This is a genomic window from Halobacillus litoralis (genome assembly GCF_009856355.1).
GTDB lineage: Bacteria > Bacillota > Bacilli > Bacillales > Halobacillaceae > Halobacillus > Halobacillus litoralis_B.
Genome location: NZ_WMEW01000004.1, coordinates 155,851 through 170,317, shown reverse-complemented (window position 1 = coordinate 170,317; position 14,467 = coordinate 155,851). Strand labels below are relative to the sequence as shown.

The window sequence follows — 14,467 nt, the reverse complement described above, 5'->3', positions numbered from 1 at the left end:
CACACGTTTTAATCGGGTCCCGTGAGGCCCGGAAAGGTGTACCAGGGAATGACTCGTCTGCCTTTGCAGCGAGTAAGGCACCCCCGTACACCGGGGGTGCCTTTTTCTTTGTATACCGGTCAAAAAATAAGGATCGGAGTGAAGGATATGCCGGTAGTCCAGCCATTACAACATTTATTATCTATGAAGGAACTGAGTCCGGTGCAGATATTTCAGCTCATTGAGAAGGCAGAGGAGATGAATCAGCAGAGGGTGACCCCCTCTTACAATGGCAGGTTTGCAGCCAACCTCTTCTTAGAACCAAGTACACGAACCAAAGTGAGCTTCCAGATGGCTCAGCGTAAATCCGGATTTGAGCTCATCGATCTGGAGGGGCACGAATCGAGCCTTACCAAAGGGGAAAGTCTCTATGACACTTTGAAAACGCTCGAATCTCTCGGAGTTGAATTAGCTGTTGTCCGCCAGTCCCGGACAGGTCTGCTGCAGCATTGTGCTTCGAACTTGAATCTTAGCCTGATCAACGCAGGGGATGGATGCGGAGAACATCCGACACAGTGTCTTCTGGATTTATATACCATCTATGAACAGTTTCATAGTTTCAAAGGGCTGCGCATCTGTATTGCCGGGGATATCAAGCACAGCCGTGTCGCCAGATCGAATGCTGCGGCACTTTCCCGTCTTGGGGCGGACGTTCAATTTGTCAGCCGGCCGGAATGGCAGGACTCATCCATTGCGGATCACTACATCTCTATGGATGAAGCTGTTGCACGATGTGATGTGCTGATGCTCTTAAGAATCCAACATGAGCGGCATACCCATCAGGAAGACACAACCACCTACCTGCAGCAATATGGATTGACGAAAGAAAGAGAAGCGCGGATGGGGGCGCAAAGCATTATTCTTCATCCAGCCCCTGTCAACCGCGGCGTCGAAATCGATCATGATCTTGTAGAGAGCGGCAGGTCGAGAATTTTCAGGCAGATGAGTAATGGAGTTGCTGTAAGGATGGCTGTTATCGATTCATTAATGAAAGGGGAGCTGTAAATGAAGGTGAAAGTGATCAATGCTCGTGCGCTTAAGAGCAGTGGGAAGTTAGAATCAGCAGAAATGGTGATAGAAGATGGGGTGATCCAGGAAATAGGGCAAGAGCTTACCTCAGCCACTTTCGACATTGTCTGGGATGCTGAAGGTCTTTTCATCAGCCCCGGATTCGTTGATGTACACGTCCACCTCCGCGAACCGGGGGGAGAAGCGAAGGAGACCATTGCAACGGGAACACAAGCAGCAGCGAAAGGTGGGTTTACGACCATCTGCGCCATGCCGAATACGACTCCTGTCCCTGATGATGTGCAGAAACTGGATGATCTCAAGCGCCGCATCAAAGAGACCGCCCGCGTCCGTGTCCTGCCTTATGCTTCTATCACGAGCCGCCAGGCGGGCCGGGAACTTGTGGACATGAAAGTACTGGCAGGGAATGGAGCCTTTGCTTTTACGGATGATGGTGTAGGCATACAGAATGCCGGAATGATGCAGGAGGCGATGAAAGAAGCCTCCTCGGCCGGCAAAGCCGTAGTCGCGCATTGCGAGGACAATTCCCTTGTACATAAAGGCGTGTGTCATCAAGGTGAAGTGAGTCAACGTCTTTCCCTGCCGGGGATTGCTTCAACGACGGAATCTGTACAGATTGCCAGGGATGTCCTCCTCGCAGAACAAACCGGCTGTCACTATCACGTCTGTCATGTGTCCACCAAAGAATCTGTACGAATCATCCGCAATGCGAAGAAAGCGGGGATCCATGTCACAGCTGAAGTGACTCCGCACCATCTTCTTCTGCATGAAGATGACATTACGGAGGATCACGGGTTTTATAAGATGAATCCGCCACTCCGAAGCAGGGAGGATCAAAAAGCGCTGCTCGAGGCCTTGAAGGATGGCACGATCGACTTTATAGCCACAGATCACGCCCCTCATACAGAAGAGGAAAAGCAGCAGGGGTTTTTAGACGCTCCCTTTGGAATTACGGGTTTGGAAACGGCTTTCCCTCTTTTATATACCCACCTTGTTGAAAAAGGGTTCTGCACATTGAAGGAACTGGTGGATTGGATGACAGTGAAGCCGGCAGCCGTTTTCAATCTGCCATACGGTACGCTTATACCTGGAGCTCCTGCTGATTTTACAATGGTTGAGCTGGAAAGCGAAAGAACGCTCGATCGAAAGACATTTCTTTCAAAAGGAAAAAACACGCCGTTCGATGGCTGGACACTGAAAGGATGGCCGGTCCGGACAATAGTTAACGGAAATCTCGCATGGGAGGAGCCTACACATGAAGCAGCTCGTACTTGAAGATGGAACAGTATTCAAAGGGGAAAGTTTTGGAAGTGAAAGGGAATCGATCGGTGAAATTGTCTTTAACACAGGAATGACAGGTTATCAGGAGGTCTTGTCCGATCCATCCTACTGCGGTCAAATTGTCACGTTCACATATCCGCTGATCGGAAATTACGGCATCAACCGGGATGATTTTGAAACGGTGTACCCTGCTGTGTTCGGGGTGGTCGTGAAGGAGCACTGTGAAAGACCGTCAAACTTCCGCAGTGAGGAAACCCTGGGTGCTTTTCTGGAGGCACGGGATATTCCGGGAATCACCGGCGTGGATACGAGGAAGCTGACGAAGATCATCCGCCGTTACGGTACGATGAAAGCGATGATTGCCTCCAGTGAACGTTCCACAAAAGAAGTGATGGCAATGCTTAAAGACTCTCCTTCCTGCACCAGCCAAGTGCAGCAGGTTTCCACCGTAAAGCCCTATGTTGTACCGGGACGCGGGAAAAGGATTGTTCTGATGGACTTTGGAATGAAGCATGGTATTTTAAGAGATTTTGCCAAACGCAGCTGTCACGTCACTGTCGTTCCTTACCATACTAGTCATGAAGAGATTTTAAGGTTGAAACCGGACGGCGTTATGCTCTCCAATGGTCCTGGAGATCCGAAGAATGTCCCGGAGGCTGTAGATACGGTTCGGAACTTGATCGGCCGTGTTCCGGTTTTCGGCATCTGTCTCGGTCACCAGTTGATTGCCCTTGCAGGCGGTGCGGATACGGTGAAAATGAAGTTCGGACACCGCGGGTCCAACCAGCCTGTAAAAGACCTTGAAACGAATCGCACCTTTATTACCTCCCAGAACCATGGGTACACCGTCGCCTTGGAGTCCCTTGATGATACAGAATTGATTCCCACACAGGTCTCTTTAAACGATCAGACCGTTGAAGGGCTGAAGCACAGCACGCAGCCCGTTTTTAGTGTACAGTATCATCCGGAAAGCTCCCCCGGACCCGAAGATACGTCCTGGTTGTTTGACCGCTTTCTTGAAAACATCGAACAGACGAACAAGTGCACAAAGGAGGATGTTCAATGCCTGAACGTACAGATATAAATAAAATTCTCGTCATCGGGTCTGGTCCCATCGTCATCGGCCAGGCGGCTGAATTTGATTATTCCGGCACCCAGGCCTGCCAGTCTTTGAAAGAGGAAGGTTATGAGGTCATCCTGGCCAATTCCAATCCAGCTACGATCATGACCGATCATACGTTTGCAGACCAGGTTTATATGGAACCTTTAACTCTTGAGTTTATGAAAAAGATTATCCGTAAGGAACAGCCGGATGCCGTGCTTCCGACACTGGGCGGCCAGACAGGCTTGAATATGGCTGTCGAGCTGCATGACTCAGGCATTCTGGATCAATACCAGGTGGAACTTCTCGGCACACCGCTTGAGGCGATTCAGCGCGCGGAGGACCGGGAGAAATTCCGCTCCCTCATGCACGAATTAAATCATCCTGTACCTGAAAGTGATATCGTCAGTACGGTGGATCAGGCGCTTGCCTTTGCCGGCCGCATCGGCTATCCGGTCATTGTCCGGCCGGCTTATACGATGGGAGGAGCCGGCGGTGGAATATGTGAGCATGAGGATCAGCTGAGGGAAACGGTAAGAAGCGGGCTTTCCTTAAGTCCTGTATCCCAGTGCCTTGTAGAGAAAAACATCGCCGGATTCAAGGAAATTGAATATGAAGTCATGCGTGACAGCCTGCAGAATAAAATTGTCGTCTGCAATATGGAAAACTTTGATCCTGTCGGCATCCATACCGGTGATTCCATCGTAACCGCTCCTTCACAGACACTGAGTGACAGGGAATATCAGATGCTCCGGAATGTATCCCTGGAAATTATCGAAGCTTTAAAAATTGAAGGAGGCTGCAACGTTCAACTGGCTCTCGACCCCGACAGCTTTCAATATTATGTGATTGAAGTGAACCCGAGAGTCAGCCGCTCCTCAGCGCTGGCATCCAAGGCGACCGGTTATCCCATTGCAAAGATTGCTGCGAAAATTGCAGTCGGAATGACATTGGATGAAATTCAAAATCCGATTACAGGAACCACCTTTGCCTGCTTTGAACCTTCCCTGGATTATGTCGTTTCGAAAATCCCACGCTGGCCGTTCGATAAATTTGCCAAAGGAAACCGTGTTCTCGGCACACAGATGAAAGCGACAGGTGAGGTCATGAGCATCGGACGCACTTGGGAAGAGTCCCTGTTAAAGGGTATCCGTTCACTCGAAGGGGGAACGGAAGAACTCCGTTTGTCCTATGCGTCCCGTTTAACTGCAGAAGAGTTGAACGAGCGGATTGTAAAAGCGGATGACGAACGGATCTTTTTAATCGCCGAAGCCTTCCGCCGTGGTTTTTCTATCGAGGAGCTTCACGAAAAAACAGCGATCGACGAGTTCTTTCTGTATAAATTGGAGCAGATCATCCTCCTTGAACAGCAGCTGGAAACAGAAGGGCTGAATGGTGCTCTACTTAGAAAAGTGAAACAGCTGGGCATGTCCGACCTGCAGATTTCCCGTGCAGTGGGTGTGTCGGTCGATGAAGTCCGGCAGCAGCGGAAAAACATGGGTATTGAACCGGTCTATAAAATGGTGGATACGTGTGCAGGGGAATTCGCTTCTGAAACGCCGTACTTTTACAGCAGTTATGAAGAGGAAAATGAATCTCTTTCCTCTTCAAGGAAAAAAGTCCTCGTAATCGGTTCCGGGCCGATTCGTATCGGGCAGGGAGTCGAGTTTGATTATGCCACAGTTCACTCGGTCCTCGCGTTAAAAGATATGGGGTATGAAGCCATTATTATGAACAACAATCCGGAAACCGTCTCCACCGATTTCAGTGTTTCGGATAAATTGTACTTTGAACCTCTAACGTTGGAGGATGTTCTCAATGTCATCGACCTTGAAAATCCGGAAGGGGTGATTGTTCAATTCGGTGGTCAGACGGCGATCAACCTCGTAGAAGGGTTGAGCCGTCACGGAATAACGATCCTCGGGACAACGATGGAAGCCATTCACGAAACCGAGGACCGCGACTTGTTTGAAAAGCTTCTCAACCGTCTCGGTGTACCGAAACCTGGAGGAGAAAGTGCTGCAAGCGAAAGAGAAGCTGTGGACGCCGCTGAAAAAATCGGCTTTCCCATTGTCGTCCGCCCATCCTATGTTCTTGGCGGCAGAGCGATGGCTATCGTTTATTCCAGGGAAGAGCTGGCCTCTTATCTGGATGCCAATGCCTTTGTGCATAACGGCCACCCGATATTAATCGATAAGTATATGACAGGGATGGAAGTGGAAGTGGATGCCATCACAGATGGTGAGGATGTGTTTGTGCCGGGGGTCATGGAGCATATTGAACGCGCCGGAGTCCACTCGGGCGATTCCATGGCGGTTTATCCACCTCAGCGCCTGACGCCGGAGCTTGAAAAACAGTGCCTGGATATCACAGCTGCTATAGCAAGAGAACTGAAAATGAAAGGTCTCGTCAACATCCAGTTTGTCATATCCGGGGGAACGGCGTATGTATTGGAAGTAAATCCAAGAGCCAGCCGTACAGTTCCTTTTCTCAGCAAAATTACCGGCGTTCCGATGGCAGGACTGGCAACCAAGGTGCTCATGGGCGGAAAATTGTCAGCCCATGGATATGCCACGGGAACAGCACGTAAGCCGGAAGGGGTCTATGTAAAAGTACCTGTATTCTCCTTTGAAAAATTAAGAAGCGTAGATACAACCCTGGGACCGGAGATGAAATCGACAGGTGAAGTCATAGGGTATGACGAAACGCTCGAAAAAGCCTTGTATAAAGGGATGATTTCCTCCGGATTGAAAATTCCTGTTCAAGGTTCTGTCCTGCTCACGGTTGCAGATAAAGACAAAGAGGAAATGGTCCGCATTGCCCGGACGTTCTATGAACTAGGCTTTCGTTTGTTTGCGACAGAAGGAACATCAGCCGTCATCGCACAGGAAGGTCTTCCTGTAGAAGCGGTCGGTAAAGTCGGTTCGACACAGAGGGATGTGCTGGACCTTATTCAAAACAGTGAAGTTCAATTTGTCATCAATACGTTGAATAAAGGGACGCGCGCAAGGTCTGACGGGTTCAGAATCCGCCGGGAAGCTGTGGAAAATGGAATAGCCTGTCTCACAAGTCTGGATACGGCAGCAGCTATTGTAGAAGTCATTAATGCGATGTCCTTTTCAGCAAGAGCGATCACTCCGATGGAAGGGGTGGGGCAGTGATCAGGGAAGATTTGGAGGTTGTGAATCATACTCTACTGGCGGTAGATACGTATGAACTGATTCTTCGGGGGCGTTTAGTGCGCGACATCAAGCAGCCGGGACAGTTCGTTCATATCCGGACAAGTGCGGACGAATATTTACGCAGACCTGTATCGATCTCGGATTACAGCATGGAAGAGGAAACGATCACCCTGTTGTACAAAATGATTGGGAAAGGAACAAAAGCTCTTACAAACTATCAGGCAGGAGATACCCTCGATGTTCTCGGTCCGGGAGGGAGGGGGTTTCCTGTTAAGGCCCTCCCTGGAGAGCGTATCCTCCTGACAGGGGGCGGCATCGGTGTTCCTCCTTTATACCGGCTCGCCAGGGAGCTGTTTGAAAAGGGAGCGGAGCTGACGATTATCCTTGGTTTTCAATCTGTGGATCACGCGTTTTTGAGAGAGGAATTCCAGCAATATGGAGAGGTCCGTGTAATGACCAATGACGGTTCCTCCGGCAATAAGGGATATGTCACAGATGGGATTGCTCAAATGGCTGCTCCCATTGACCGGTATTATACGTGCGGACCAACGCCTATGTTAAAGGCCGTTGTCCAGCAGCTCGGTGATACAGAAGGCTACATCTCTATGGAGGAACGTATGGGCTGCGGGATCGGTGCATGCTTTGCCTGTGTTGTGCCTTCTCATGATGAGAAAGGCTACAAGCGGATCTGCTGCGACGGCCCTGTTTTTCACCACAAGGAGGTTGTGCTCTCATGAATACAGTGGTTCATCTTCCAGGTTTATCCTTGAAAAATCCGATCATGCCGGCATCGGGATGCTTTGGGTTTGGTCGTGAATATGCCCGGTTCTATCCTCTGGCTGATCTGGGGGCTGTCATCATGAAGGCTGCTACCGGCGAAAAGAGATATGGGAATCCAACTCCGAGAGTGGCTGAAGCAGCAGGGGGCATGCTCAATGCCATCGGTCTGCAGAATCCAGGTGTCGATTCCATCATTCGCGAGGAAATTCCATTTTTAAAAGCCCAGCAGGTGCCGATCATAGCAAATGTCGCCGGCAGCACGGTGGAGGAGTATGTGGAAGTAGCTGAAAAAATATCCTCCCATGTGGATGCACTGGAACTCAATATATCCTGTCCGAATGTCAAGGAGGGAGGCGTTCAGTTTGGGATGGATCCTGTCCTTGCGGAGGACGTAACGCGTAAGGTCGTGCAGGTGAGCAGTGTCCCGGTGTACGTAAAGCTGTCGCCGAATGTGAGCGACATCGTCGTCATGGCCAGGGCGGCAGAAAGGGGAGGCGCATCCGGCCTTTCTATGATCAATACGCTGACGGCTATGCGGGTGGATCCGTCTTCACGGAAACCGACCTTGTCCAACGGGACCGGGGGATTGTCTGGAGCTGCCTTGAAGCCGGTAAGTATTCGTATGATCCATCAAGTCTACCCGGAGGTTGGCATACCGATCATCGGCATGGGCGGGATTGAAACGACAGCCGATATTGTTGAATACCTGTTGGCGGGAGCGAGTGCAGTGGCAGTCGGCAGCGCCAATTTTAAAAATCCATTCATATGCCGGGAGCTTATAGAAGAGCTGCCGGATACGTTAAAGCATTATGGATTTCAATCTGTAGAAGAAGCTGTAGGAGGTGCCCACCGTGAAAGAGTTGAAACCGGTCTATTTCGCCCTTGATTTTTCTTCAGGCAGCGAGGCGCTCGCTTTTATTCAAAGTCATGATTTGGAAGGGGTTCCCGTTAAAGTAGGCATGGAACTTTTTTACAAGGAGGGCGCGCCGTTCATCGCCGAACTGAAAAGACAGAACCATGATATCTTTCTGGATTTGAAGCTTTACGATATACCGGAAACCGTCCGCCGGTCGATGAGGAACCTTGCAGCACTTGGTGTAGACATCGTTAATGTCCACGCTTCTGGTGGAAGCCGGATGATTGAAGCTGCCCGCCAGGGGCTGAAGGAAGGTGCCTTCGGTGAACAGCCGCTTTTGTTTGCGGTCACTGTCCTTACCTCGATGGATGAGTGGACCGTGCGCAGGGAGTTAAACGTGGAGGCATCACCAAAAGAGATGGTTAGTCACTACAGCCGCTTGGCAAAGGCTCACGGGGCGGATGGAGTGGTCTGTTCGGTTCACGAAGCAGCTATGGTCAAAAAAGAAACCGGGCTTTTCACCCTGACCCCCGGGATCCGGCTGCCGGGAGGAGACACCCATGACCAAAAAAGGACATCGACTCCTGAAGAAGCCGGTATTCAAGCCAGTGATGCCATTGTCACAGGAAGACCCATCCGTGACAGTTCAGCACCGGCAGATACATACCAGACCATCAAGGGGGACTTTTTATATGGAAAACAAACAGCTGATTCATAGGCTTCTGGACATTGGAGCTGTCAAAATTAACAGCAGGGACTTTTTTACGTGGACGTCTGGTATCCAATCGCCTATTTACTGTGACAACCGTTTGACGATGTCTTACCCGGAGGTCCGCTCGGCTGTGGCAGATACGCTGGTGGACATGATTCATGAGCTCCAGGGAGGTGTGGATGTGATCGCCGGATGTGCGACTGCCGGCATTCCACACGCGGCATGGGTGGCCGAACGGCTCCATTTACCGATGGTGTATGTGCGCGGGACAGCCAAAAAGCACGGCCGCAGAAACCAGATTGAAGGAGTCGCTGCCGAAGGAAGCCGCGTCGTCGTCATTGAGGATCTAATATCGACAGGACGTTCTTCGATCCAAGCCGCAGATGCTCTTCGGGAAGCGGGGATGGAAGTGGCAGGGATTCTGTCCATTTTCACTTACGGTTTGGCGGAAGCACAGACTGCGTTTATGGAAAAGGGGTACCAGGTACAGTCCATTGCGAGCTATGAAGATCTTTTGAACGAGTTGTATTCCCAGGGGGAAATGGATGACAGTCAGCTGGAGAAGCTGAAGGTATGGAGGGAAAACCCGTACGTATTTACAAACGCTTAACTAATGGAAGAGTTGCTATTTTCATCTTGTCCTTGTACGATTAATACAACACAATGTATTGGTGATGACGATGAAATCTAACAAACATTCCTTTTTTATTCTCATGAATGCCTCCCTCGGACTATTAACCTGCTTTGTTTATTTATATACGTGGGTCGCCTTTTCCTTTATGGAATCCATGTTTTCATGGGAACCTCTGCTCAGCCTGGCGGGGTCTCTGACGATTTTTATTTTATGGAATATGTACATGTTAAAAAAAGAAGCGAAAAGATACTGGGCACAGGCCGTTTTTTCCTACTTAGCCTCGATTGCTGTTTTTGCTTATTTTTTGACTTGAAGCTGCGATGCCGATCGCAGCTTTTTTCGTCCCGGTCTTTTCGTGGGAATTTCTAACAATAGAAGGTGTTAAACCGTGAGGGTTGCCCTCCAGACTGAAAATCGATAAGATAAATGACTATACATATGAAAGAGGGGAGCACTTATATATGAAAGAATTAGTCAAACAGTCATATTGGCTGCGGCGTCTGCTCGCCTCTGATCCGGGCAGGCGAAGACTGGCACAAGCGGGAAAAGCGACACTGAGCCTGGTCTCATCGGTGTTTACGACCTTATTTTTGATGAGCCATACAGCGGTTGATCCGCTTTTTCCAGCGATTATATCCGGAATTGCCGGACTTATGGGGATCATGATTGTTATGGATGATACCAAACGAAAAAAGCAGGTGACCACACTTCTGCTGGGGGTGGCAGCTGTGTCGGGTGTGACCCTTGGGTCTCTGGCCGCTTCCAGTCCGGTGCTGGTCAGTATCTTGATGATTGCTGCCATTTGTTCAGCTTTTTATTTTTCCCAGCACGGAAGCCGGTACTTTTCTCTTGGAATGATTGGTTTTTTCACGATTTATTTTTCCTCCTTTCTACAGCTTTCACCAGACCAGTTCCTCTGGTTTTACCTCGCTGTAGGTATTGGAATCCTTTATGCTTTTCTTTACAATTTCTTCATTTTTGAGGATTCCAGGCAGATGCTGAGAAGAAGCACGGTTTCTTTCCACAGGCAGGCCAACTTGACGTTCGATCTGCTTATAGAGGTGATCAAAGACCCGGAACTGCAGCCATCACGGTTGAAGAAGCTGGGCAGCAACGTGAGTAAATTAAGGATTTATGCCAATCAGGTCGCCGCTGATCTACATCAGCAGGACAGCACAGAAATCTGGCCGGGGCTTCAATCCGGCCGGCTTCGATTATATATTTTCGATACGACCATGTTTGTGATGACTCTTTCGGAAAGCCTGCAGAAATTGAAAGAGGACGAGGCGCTGGATTTAAAAGAACTGCGCCATCTTCTCGTCGATCTGCTTGTGACTTTGAAGGATGCGGATGTGCTTGACCCCCAGCCGGAAATGAGGAGCCTTCAGCAGGCGGAGAAAGTGGTCGCGGGTATCCGGCACCAGCTTAATTACTGGATAATGAATGAAACCGATCTGCCTGATGGCCGGCTGTATTTGATTAGAAGAATTGAAACGATGGCATCGCACGTTACCGAAGGGGCTTATGAAGTGCAGCGGGACATTCATTTCAATGAAGGGGTGGAGCATCCACCGGCTGCTGATGAAGAGGTGCTGGATGAGAAGGAAGAGGAGGCAGCCGGACTAAAACCGGCGGAGAAAAAAGCCGTGCAGGCGCTGATCGCCGGGAGCATTGCGATTGTCACGGGCTATATCATTTCCCCGATTCAGCCGTACTGGGTTCTGCTGACCGCTTTTATTATTCAGCTCGGTACAGAAACAGTGGGGCGCACATACTTGAAGGCCTTTGAACGTTCTGTCGGTACGTTTTTCGGCGCTTTCTTTGGTTTTCTTGCCGCGTTATGGCTCTCCGGTCACCCTCAGATTGAGGTTGCCCTTTTATTCCTCGTGATTTTTACAGCTTTCTACTTTCTCACGGTTTCTTATACGGTGGCAAGCTTTTTTATTACGATGATGATCGCCTTTATCTATGATTTGATCCTTGGTGGAGTGACGCCGGAACTTCTGGGAGCCAGGGTTTTGGACACTGTGGCGGGTGCTGCGATCGCTCTTGCCGTTTCAGCCTTTGTTTTTCCGACGCGGACGAAGGACAAGCTGTCCGCGGCGTTTCACGAATACTTTACACAGCTGTCTCAATTAGTTGATGAGTACCTGACGAATATCAAAGGGACAAAAGGGGTCAAAGGTCTGGCCCAGCAGGCTTTGGATCTGGATGCGAAAATGCAGGAAATTGAAGAGGAATCCAAGCCGGCCGTGCAGGATCCCATTTTCCGGGGAGATAAAAACCTTACAGCCGTGCTGACAGTGATTACAGCCATCAACTATTATGCTAAGCACCTGGTTGCTTCCCCCTACCCGAAGTATACGAGTCACAGCCGGGAGACACTGGATCTTTTGACAGCCGTCCAGGATAAGCTGCAAAAGAATTTACAGGGGCTGCTTCATCAAATTGAAACAGGTCAGCATTCCTATCCGGTTTATGACTTGTTGGATGAGAGAGAACGAGTCGAATTGAGTGTGCAGCCGGGCACAGAGGATAAGGAAAACCTGCTTCATCACCTTTATTACATTTGGAAAATCAATCGTTCCATTACGATTCTCAGGGACCGGTTGGATCACCTCAGGAAAAGGTAGCCGTGCAGACAAGCTGGAGCTGAGAAGGAAAGTCCCTGAATCAAGTTGGCTGCTGTTTCTCTTGAACTGAATGAATATTAATGAAAAAAGAAGGTCGGACTCTGCTGAAAACAACAGTCCGGCCTTCTTTTGCTTTGGATTCAAACGGAACAGGGAAGGCGCGTTTCAGATAATCCATTGAAAAAGGCTGCCGAGATATTCTCGGCAGCCTTTCAGGCGTGTATACGCCAATGGTTTGTCATGGGAACTCTGACTATCGCTCTTCAACGGTCATCAAAAGATTTTCCCGCTTTAGAGATCGTTACGCGCTCTTCACCACTGCTGGGCTGGACCGCGTCCCGGCTCTTCTTTGGGTTGCGTTTTGATTTTGAGTTCTTTGGCATGACTGCAGCCTCCTCTACTAAGATCAAGGTGCCCCCTTAGTATGGCTGCCTGTTTTGGAATTATTCCTCTGTTTGTTTTTTCATGGTACGGACATAGGAGGCATCCGGAGTAACAAACAGTGTCTGCTGATGGTCATAGGTTACAAATCCGGGTTTGGCACCGGACGGTTTCTTCACATGCTTGATCTGTGTGTAGTCCACAGGCACAGAGGAGGACCTGCTGGATTTACTGAAGTTGGCAGCCAGCTGGGCTGCTTCAAGCAAGGTGTCTTCACTTGGGTTTTCGTCCTTAATGACCACGTGGGAGCCCGGAATGTCCTTGGCGTGCAGCCAGATATCGGATTTTCCTGCCATCCGGTTCGTTAAATATTCATTCTGTTTATTATTGCGCCCGACATAGATCATCGTCCCATCACTGGATTGGAAGGTTTCAGGAGCCGGCTTTTTAGGCTTGTTTTTCTTACGCCCGGCTGAAGCGCTTTTTTTCTTCATATAGCCCTGTTCCCTCAGTTCCTCGCGGATTTCCTCAATATCTTCTTCCCTGGCTGTTTCGACTTGTTGAATCAAGCGTTCGAAGTAGGCGATTTCGATTTCCGCTTTCCCGATTTCCTTTTGGACCACCTGTTTCGACTTTTTCATTTTCTGGTACGTCTGGAAATAGGACTGGGCGTTTTCGCTTGGTGTTTTATTCGGGTTCAGTTCAATAGACATTTCCTTTTGATCCGGGTCGTAGTAATCAATGACCGTTACACTTTCGTCTCCGTTTTGAACGAGGTGCATATGAGCGGTCAGCAGTTCACCGAGCTTTTGGTAATCCCCGGCTGCTTCAGACTTCTTCAAAGTATCCTCGTGCTTTTTAATTTTCCGCTTGTTTTTGTCGCGCTCATTCTTAAGAAAGCGGAATAAATCTCCAGCCTGCTGCTTCACCCGGTCTCTCTCGGCTTTACCGGAGTAAAAGGCGTCCAGCATGCCGCTGACTGTGGAGAAGCTTTCGGCTTCTTCTCCGAACGCCTGCAGCGGCAGGACATAAAATTGTTCTTTATCCCCGCGCTTCACCTGCGGTTCATAGGAGTGATCCAGAATCCTGTTCCTTACTTCCTCATAAGCGGTCTTATATCCCGAAGGACCGTTCATCCCGGCTTTTTCTGCAATTTCCTTCGTAATCATAGGAGAAAAGCCCATGACAATGGAAAGAATCTGCTTGTCCAGGCGCCCTGCATTAAAGTCCAGCTTTTTAACCAGCTGTTCCGGTTCCAATTCCACCGGATTGATCTTTCCCTGCTCGGGAGGCAGTTTGTAGGGCTGGCCCGGCATGATCGTCCGGTGCCGGTTCTGGGAAGGGGGGAGGTGTTTAATGCTGTCCAGAATATGGCCTTCCTGTTCATCTACAAGAAGAATATTCGAATGTTTCCCCATCACTTCAATAATAAGGGTTTTGTACGTTTCGTCACCGATTTCATTCCGTGTCCGGATCTGAATTTTGACGATTCTTTCCATGTCCACCTGTTCGATACTTTCAATAAACCCTCCAACAAGATGCTTACGCAGGAGCATACAGAGCATCGGCGGCTCTTTAGGGTTGTGGTATTGGTCATTGGTTAAATGAAAACGTGCATAGGATGGATGAGCGGACAACAGAAGCGTATGTTTGGTCCGCTGGGAGCGGACAGTGAAAACAAGCTCTGTGTCCGTAGGTTGATAAATTTTCATGATCCGCCCGGACTGAAGTACATGGTTCAGTTCATTTGTCGCAGCCCGGGTTACAATTCCGTCGAAAGACATAGTCTCTTCACCTCTCTAAAAAGCCATTATAGCATGATTTTCTAACGGATTTCT

Annotated in this window: 11 protein-coding genes; 10 read left to right on the top strand and 1 reads right to left on the bottom strand. The window is 49.5% G+C overall.

The window, feature by feature from the left end; all coding sequences use genetic code 11:
- Positions 1-147: 147 nt before the first annotated feature.
- From GLV97_RS08265 to GLV97_RS08220, 10 genes are all read left to right on the top strand, one after another.
- Entirely contained in the window at positions 148-1,044 is an 897-nt protein-coding gene (locus GLV97_RS08265; RefSeq protein WP_160889484.1) for an aspartate carbamoyltransferase catalytic subunit, read from the top strand.
- On the top strand, positions 1,045-2,343 hold the full coding sequence (locus GLV97_RS08260) for a dihydroorotase (RefSeq protein ID WP_160889483.1): 1,299 nt from the start codon (positions 1,045-1,047) through the stop codon (positions 2,341-2,343). It abuts the gene before it with no gap.
- A complete protein-coding gene (locus GLV97_RS08255) occupies positions 2,324-3,433 on the top strand; it encodes a carbamoyl phosphate synthase small subunit (protein ID WP_160889482.1) in 1,110 nt (369 codons plus the stop codon). The genes GLV97_RS08260 and GLV97_RS08255 overlap by 20 nt, the downstream gene beginning before the upstream one ends.
- Positions 3,412-6,612, top strand: coding sequence for a carbamoyl-phosphate synthase large subunit (gene carB, locus GLV97_RS08250; RefSeq protein ID WP_160889481.1), 3,201 nt, complete (start codon positions 3,412-3,414; stop codon positions 6,610-6,612). Before GLV97_RS08255 ends, carB begins: the two co-directional genes overlap by 22 nt.
- Positions 6,609-7,370, top strand: a complete 762-nt coding sequence (locus GLV97_RS08245) for a dihydroorotate dehydrogenase electron transfer subunit (protein WP_337194089.1) — start codon at positions 6,609-6,611, stop codon at positions 7,368-7,370. The genes carB and GLV97_RS08245 overlap by 4 nt, the downstream gene beginning before the upstream one ends.
- Complete coding sequence (locus GLV97_RS08240; protein ID WP_160889480.1) at positions 7,367-8,299, top strand: dihydroorotate dehydrogenase; 933 nt, start codon at positions 7,367-7,369, stop codon at positions 8,297-8,299. Before GLV97_RS08245 ends, GLV97_RS08240 begins: the two co-directional genes overlap by 4 nt.
- On the top strand, positions 8,265-8,987 hold the full coding sequence (gene pyrF / locus GLV97_RS08235; protein WP_160889479.1) for an orotidine-5'-phosphate decarboxylase: 723 nt from the start codon (positions 8,265-8,267) through the stop codon (positions 8,985-8,987). Before GLV97_RS08240 ends, pyrF begins: the two co-directional genes overlap by 35 nt.
- Positions 8,962-9,591, top strand: coding sequence for an orotate phosphoribosyltransferase (gene pyrE, locus GLV97_RS08230; RefSeq protein ID WP_160835539.1), 630 nt, complete (start codon positions 8,962-8,964; stop codon positions 9,589-9,591). Before pyrF ends, pyrE begins: the two co-directional genes overlap by 26 nt.
- A gap of 70 nt (positions 9,592-9,661) precedes the next feature.
- Positions 9,662-9,928, top strand: coding sequence for a hypothetical protein (locus GLV97_RS08225; protein WP_224872319.1), 267 nt, complete (start codon positions 9,662-9,664; stop codon positions 9,926-9,928).
- Positions 9,929-10,076: 148 nt separating this feature from the next.
- A complete protein-coding gene (locus tag GLV97_RS08220) occupies positions 10,077-12,248 on the top strand; it encodes an FUSC family protein (RefSeq protein WP_160889478.1) in 2,172 nt (723 codons plus the stop codon).
- A gap of 443 nt (positions 12,249-12,691) precedes the next feature.
- On the opposite strand, the gene GLV97_RS08215 is transcribed toward GLV97_RS08220, so the two are convergent.
- On the bottom strand, positions 12,692-14,413 hold the full coding sequence (locus tag GLV97_RS08215) for an Rqc2 family fibronectin-binding protein (protein WP_160835542.1): 1,722 nt from the start codon (positions 14,411-14,413) through the stop codon (positions 12,692-12,694).
- Between the last annotated feature and the right edge of the window lie 54 nt (positions 14,414-14,467).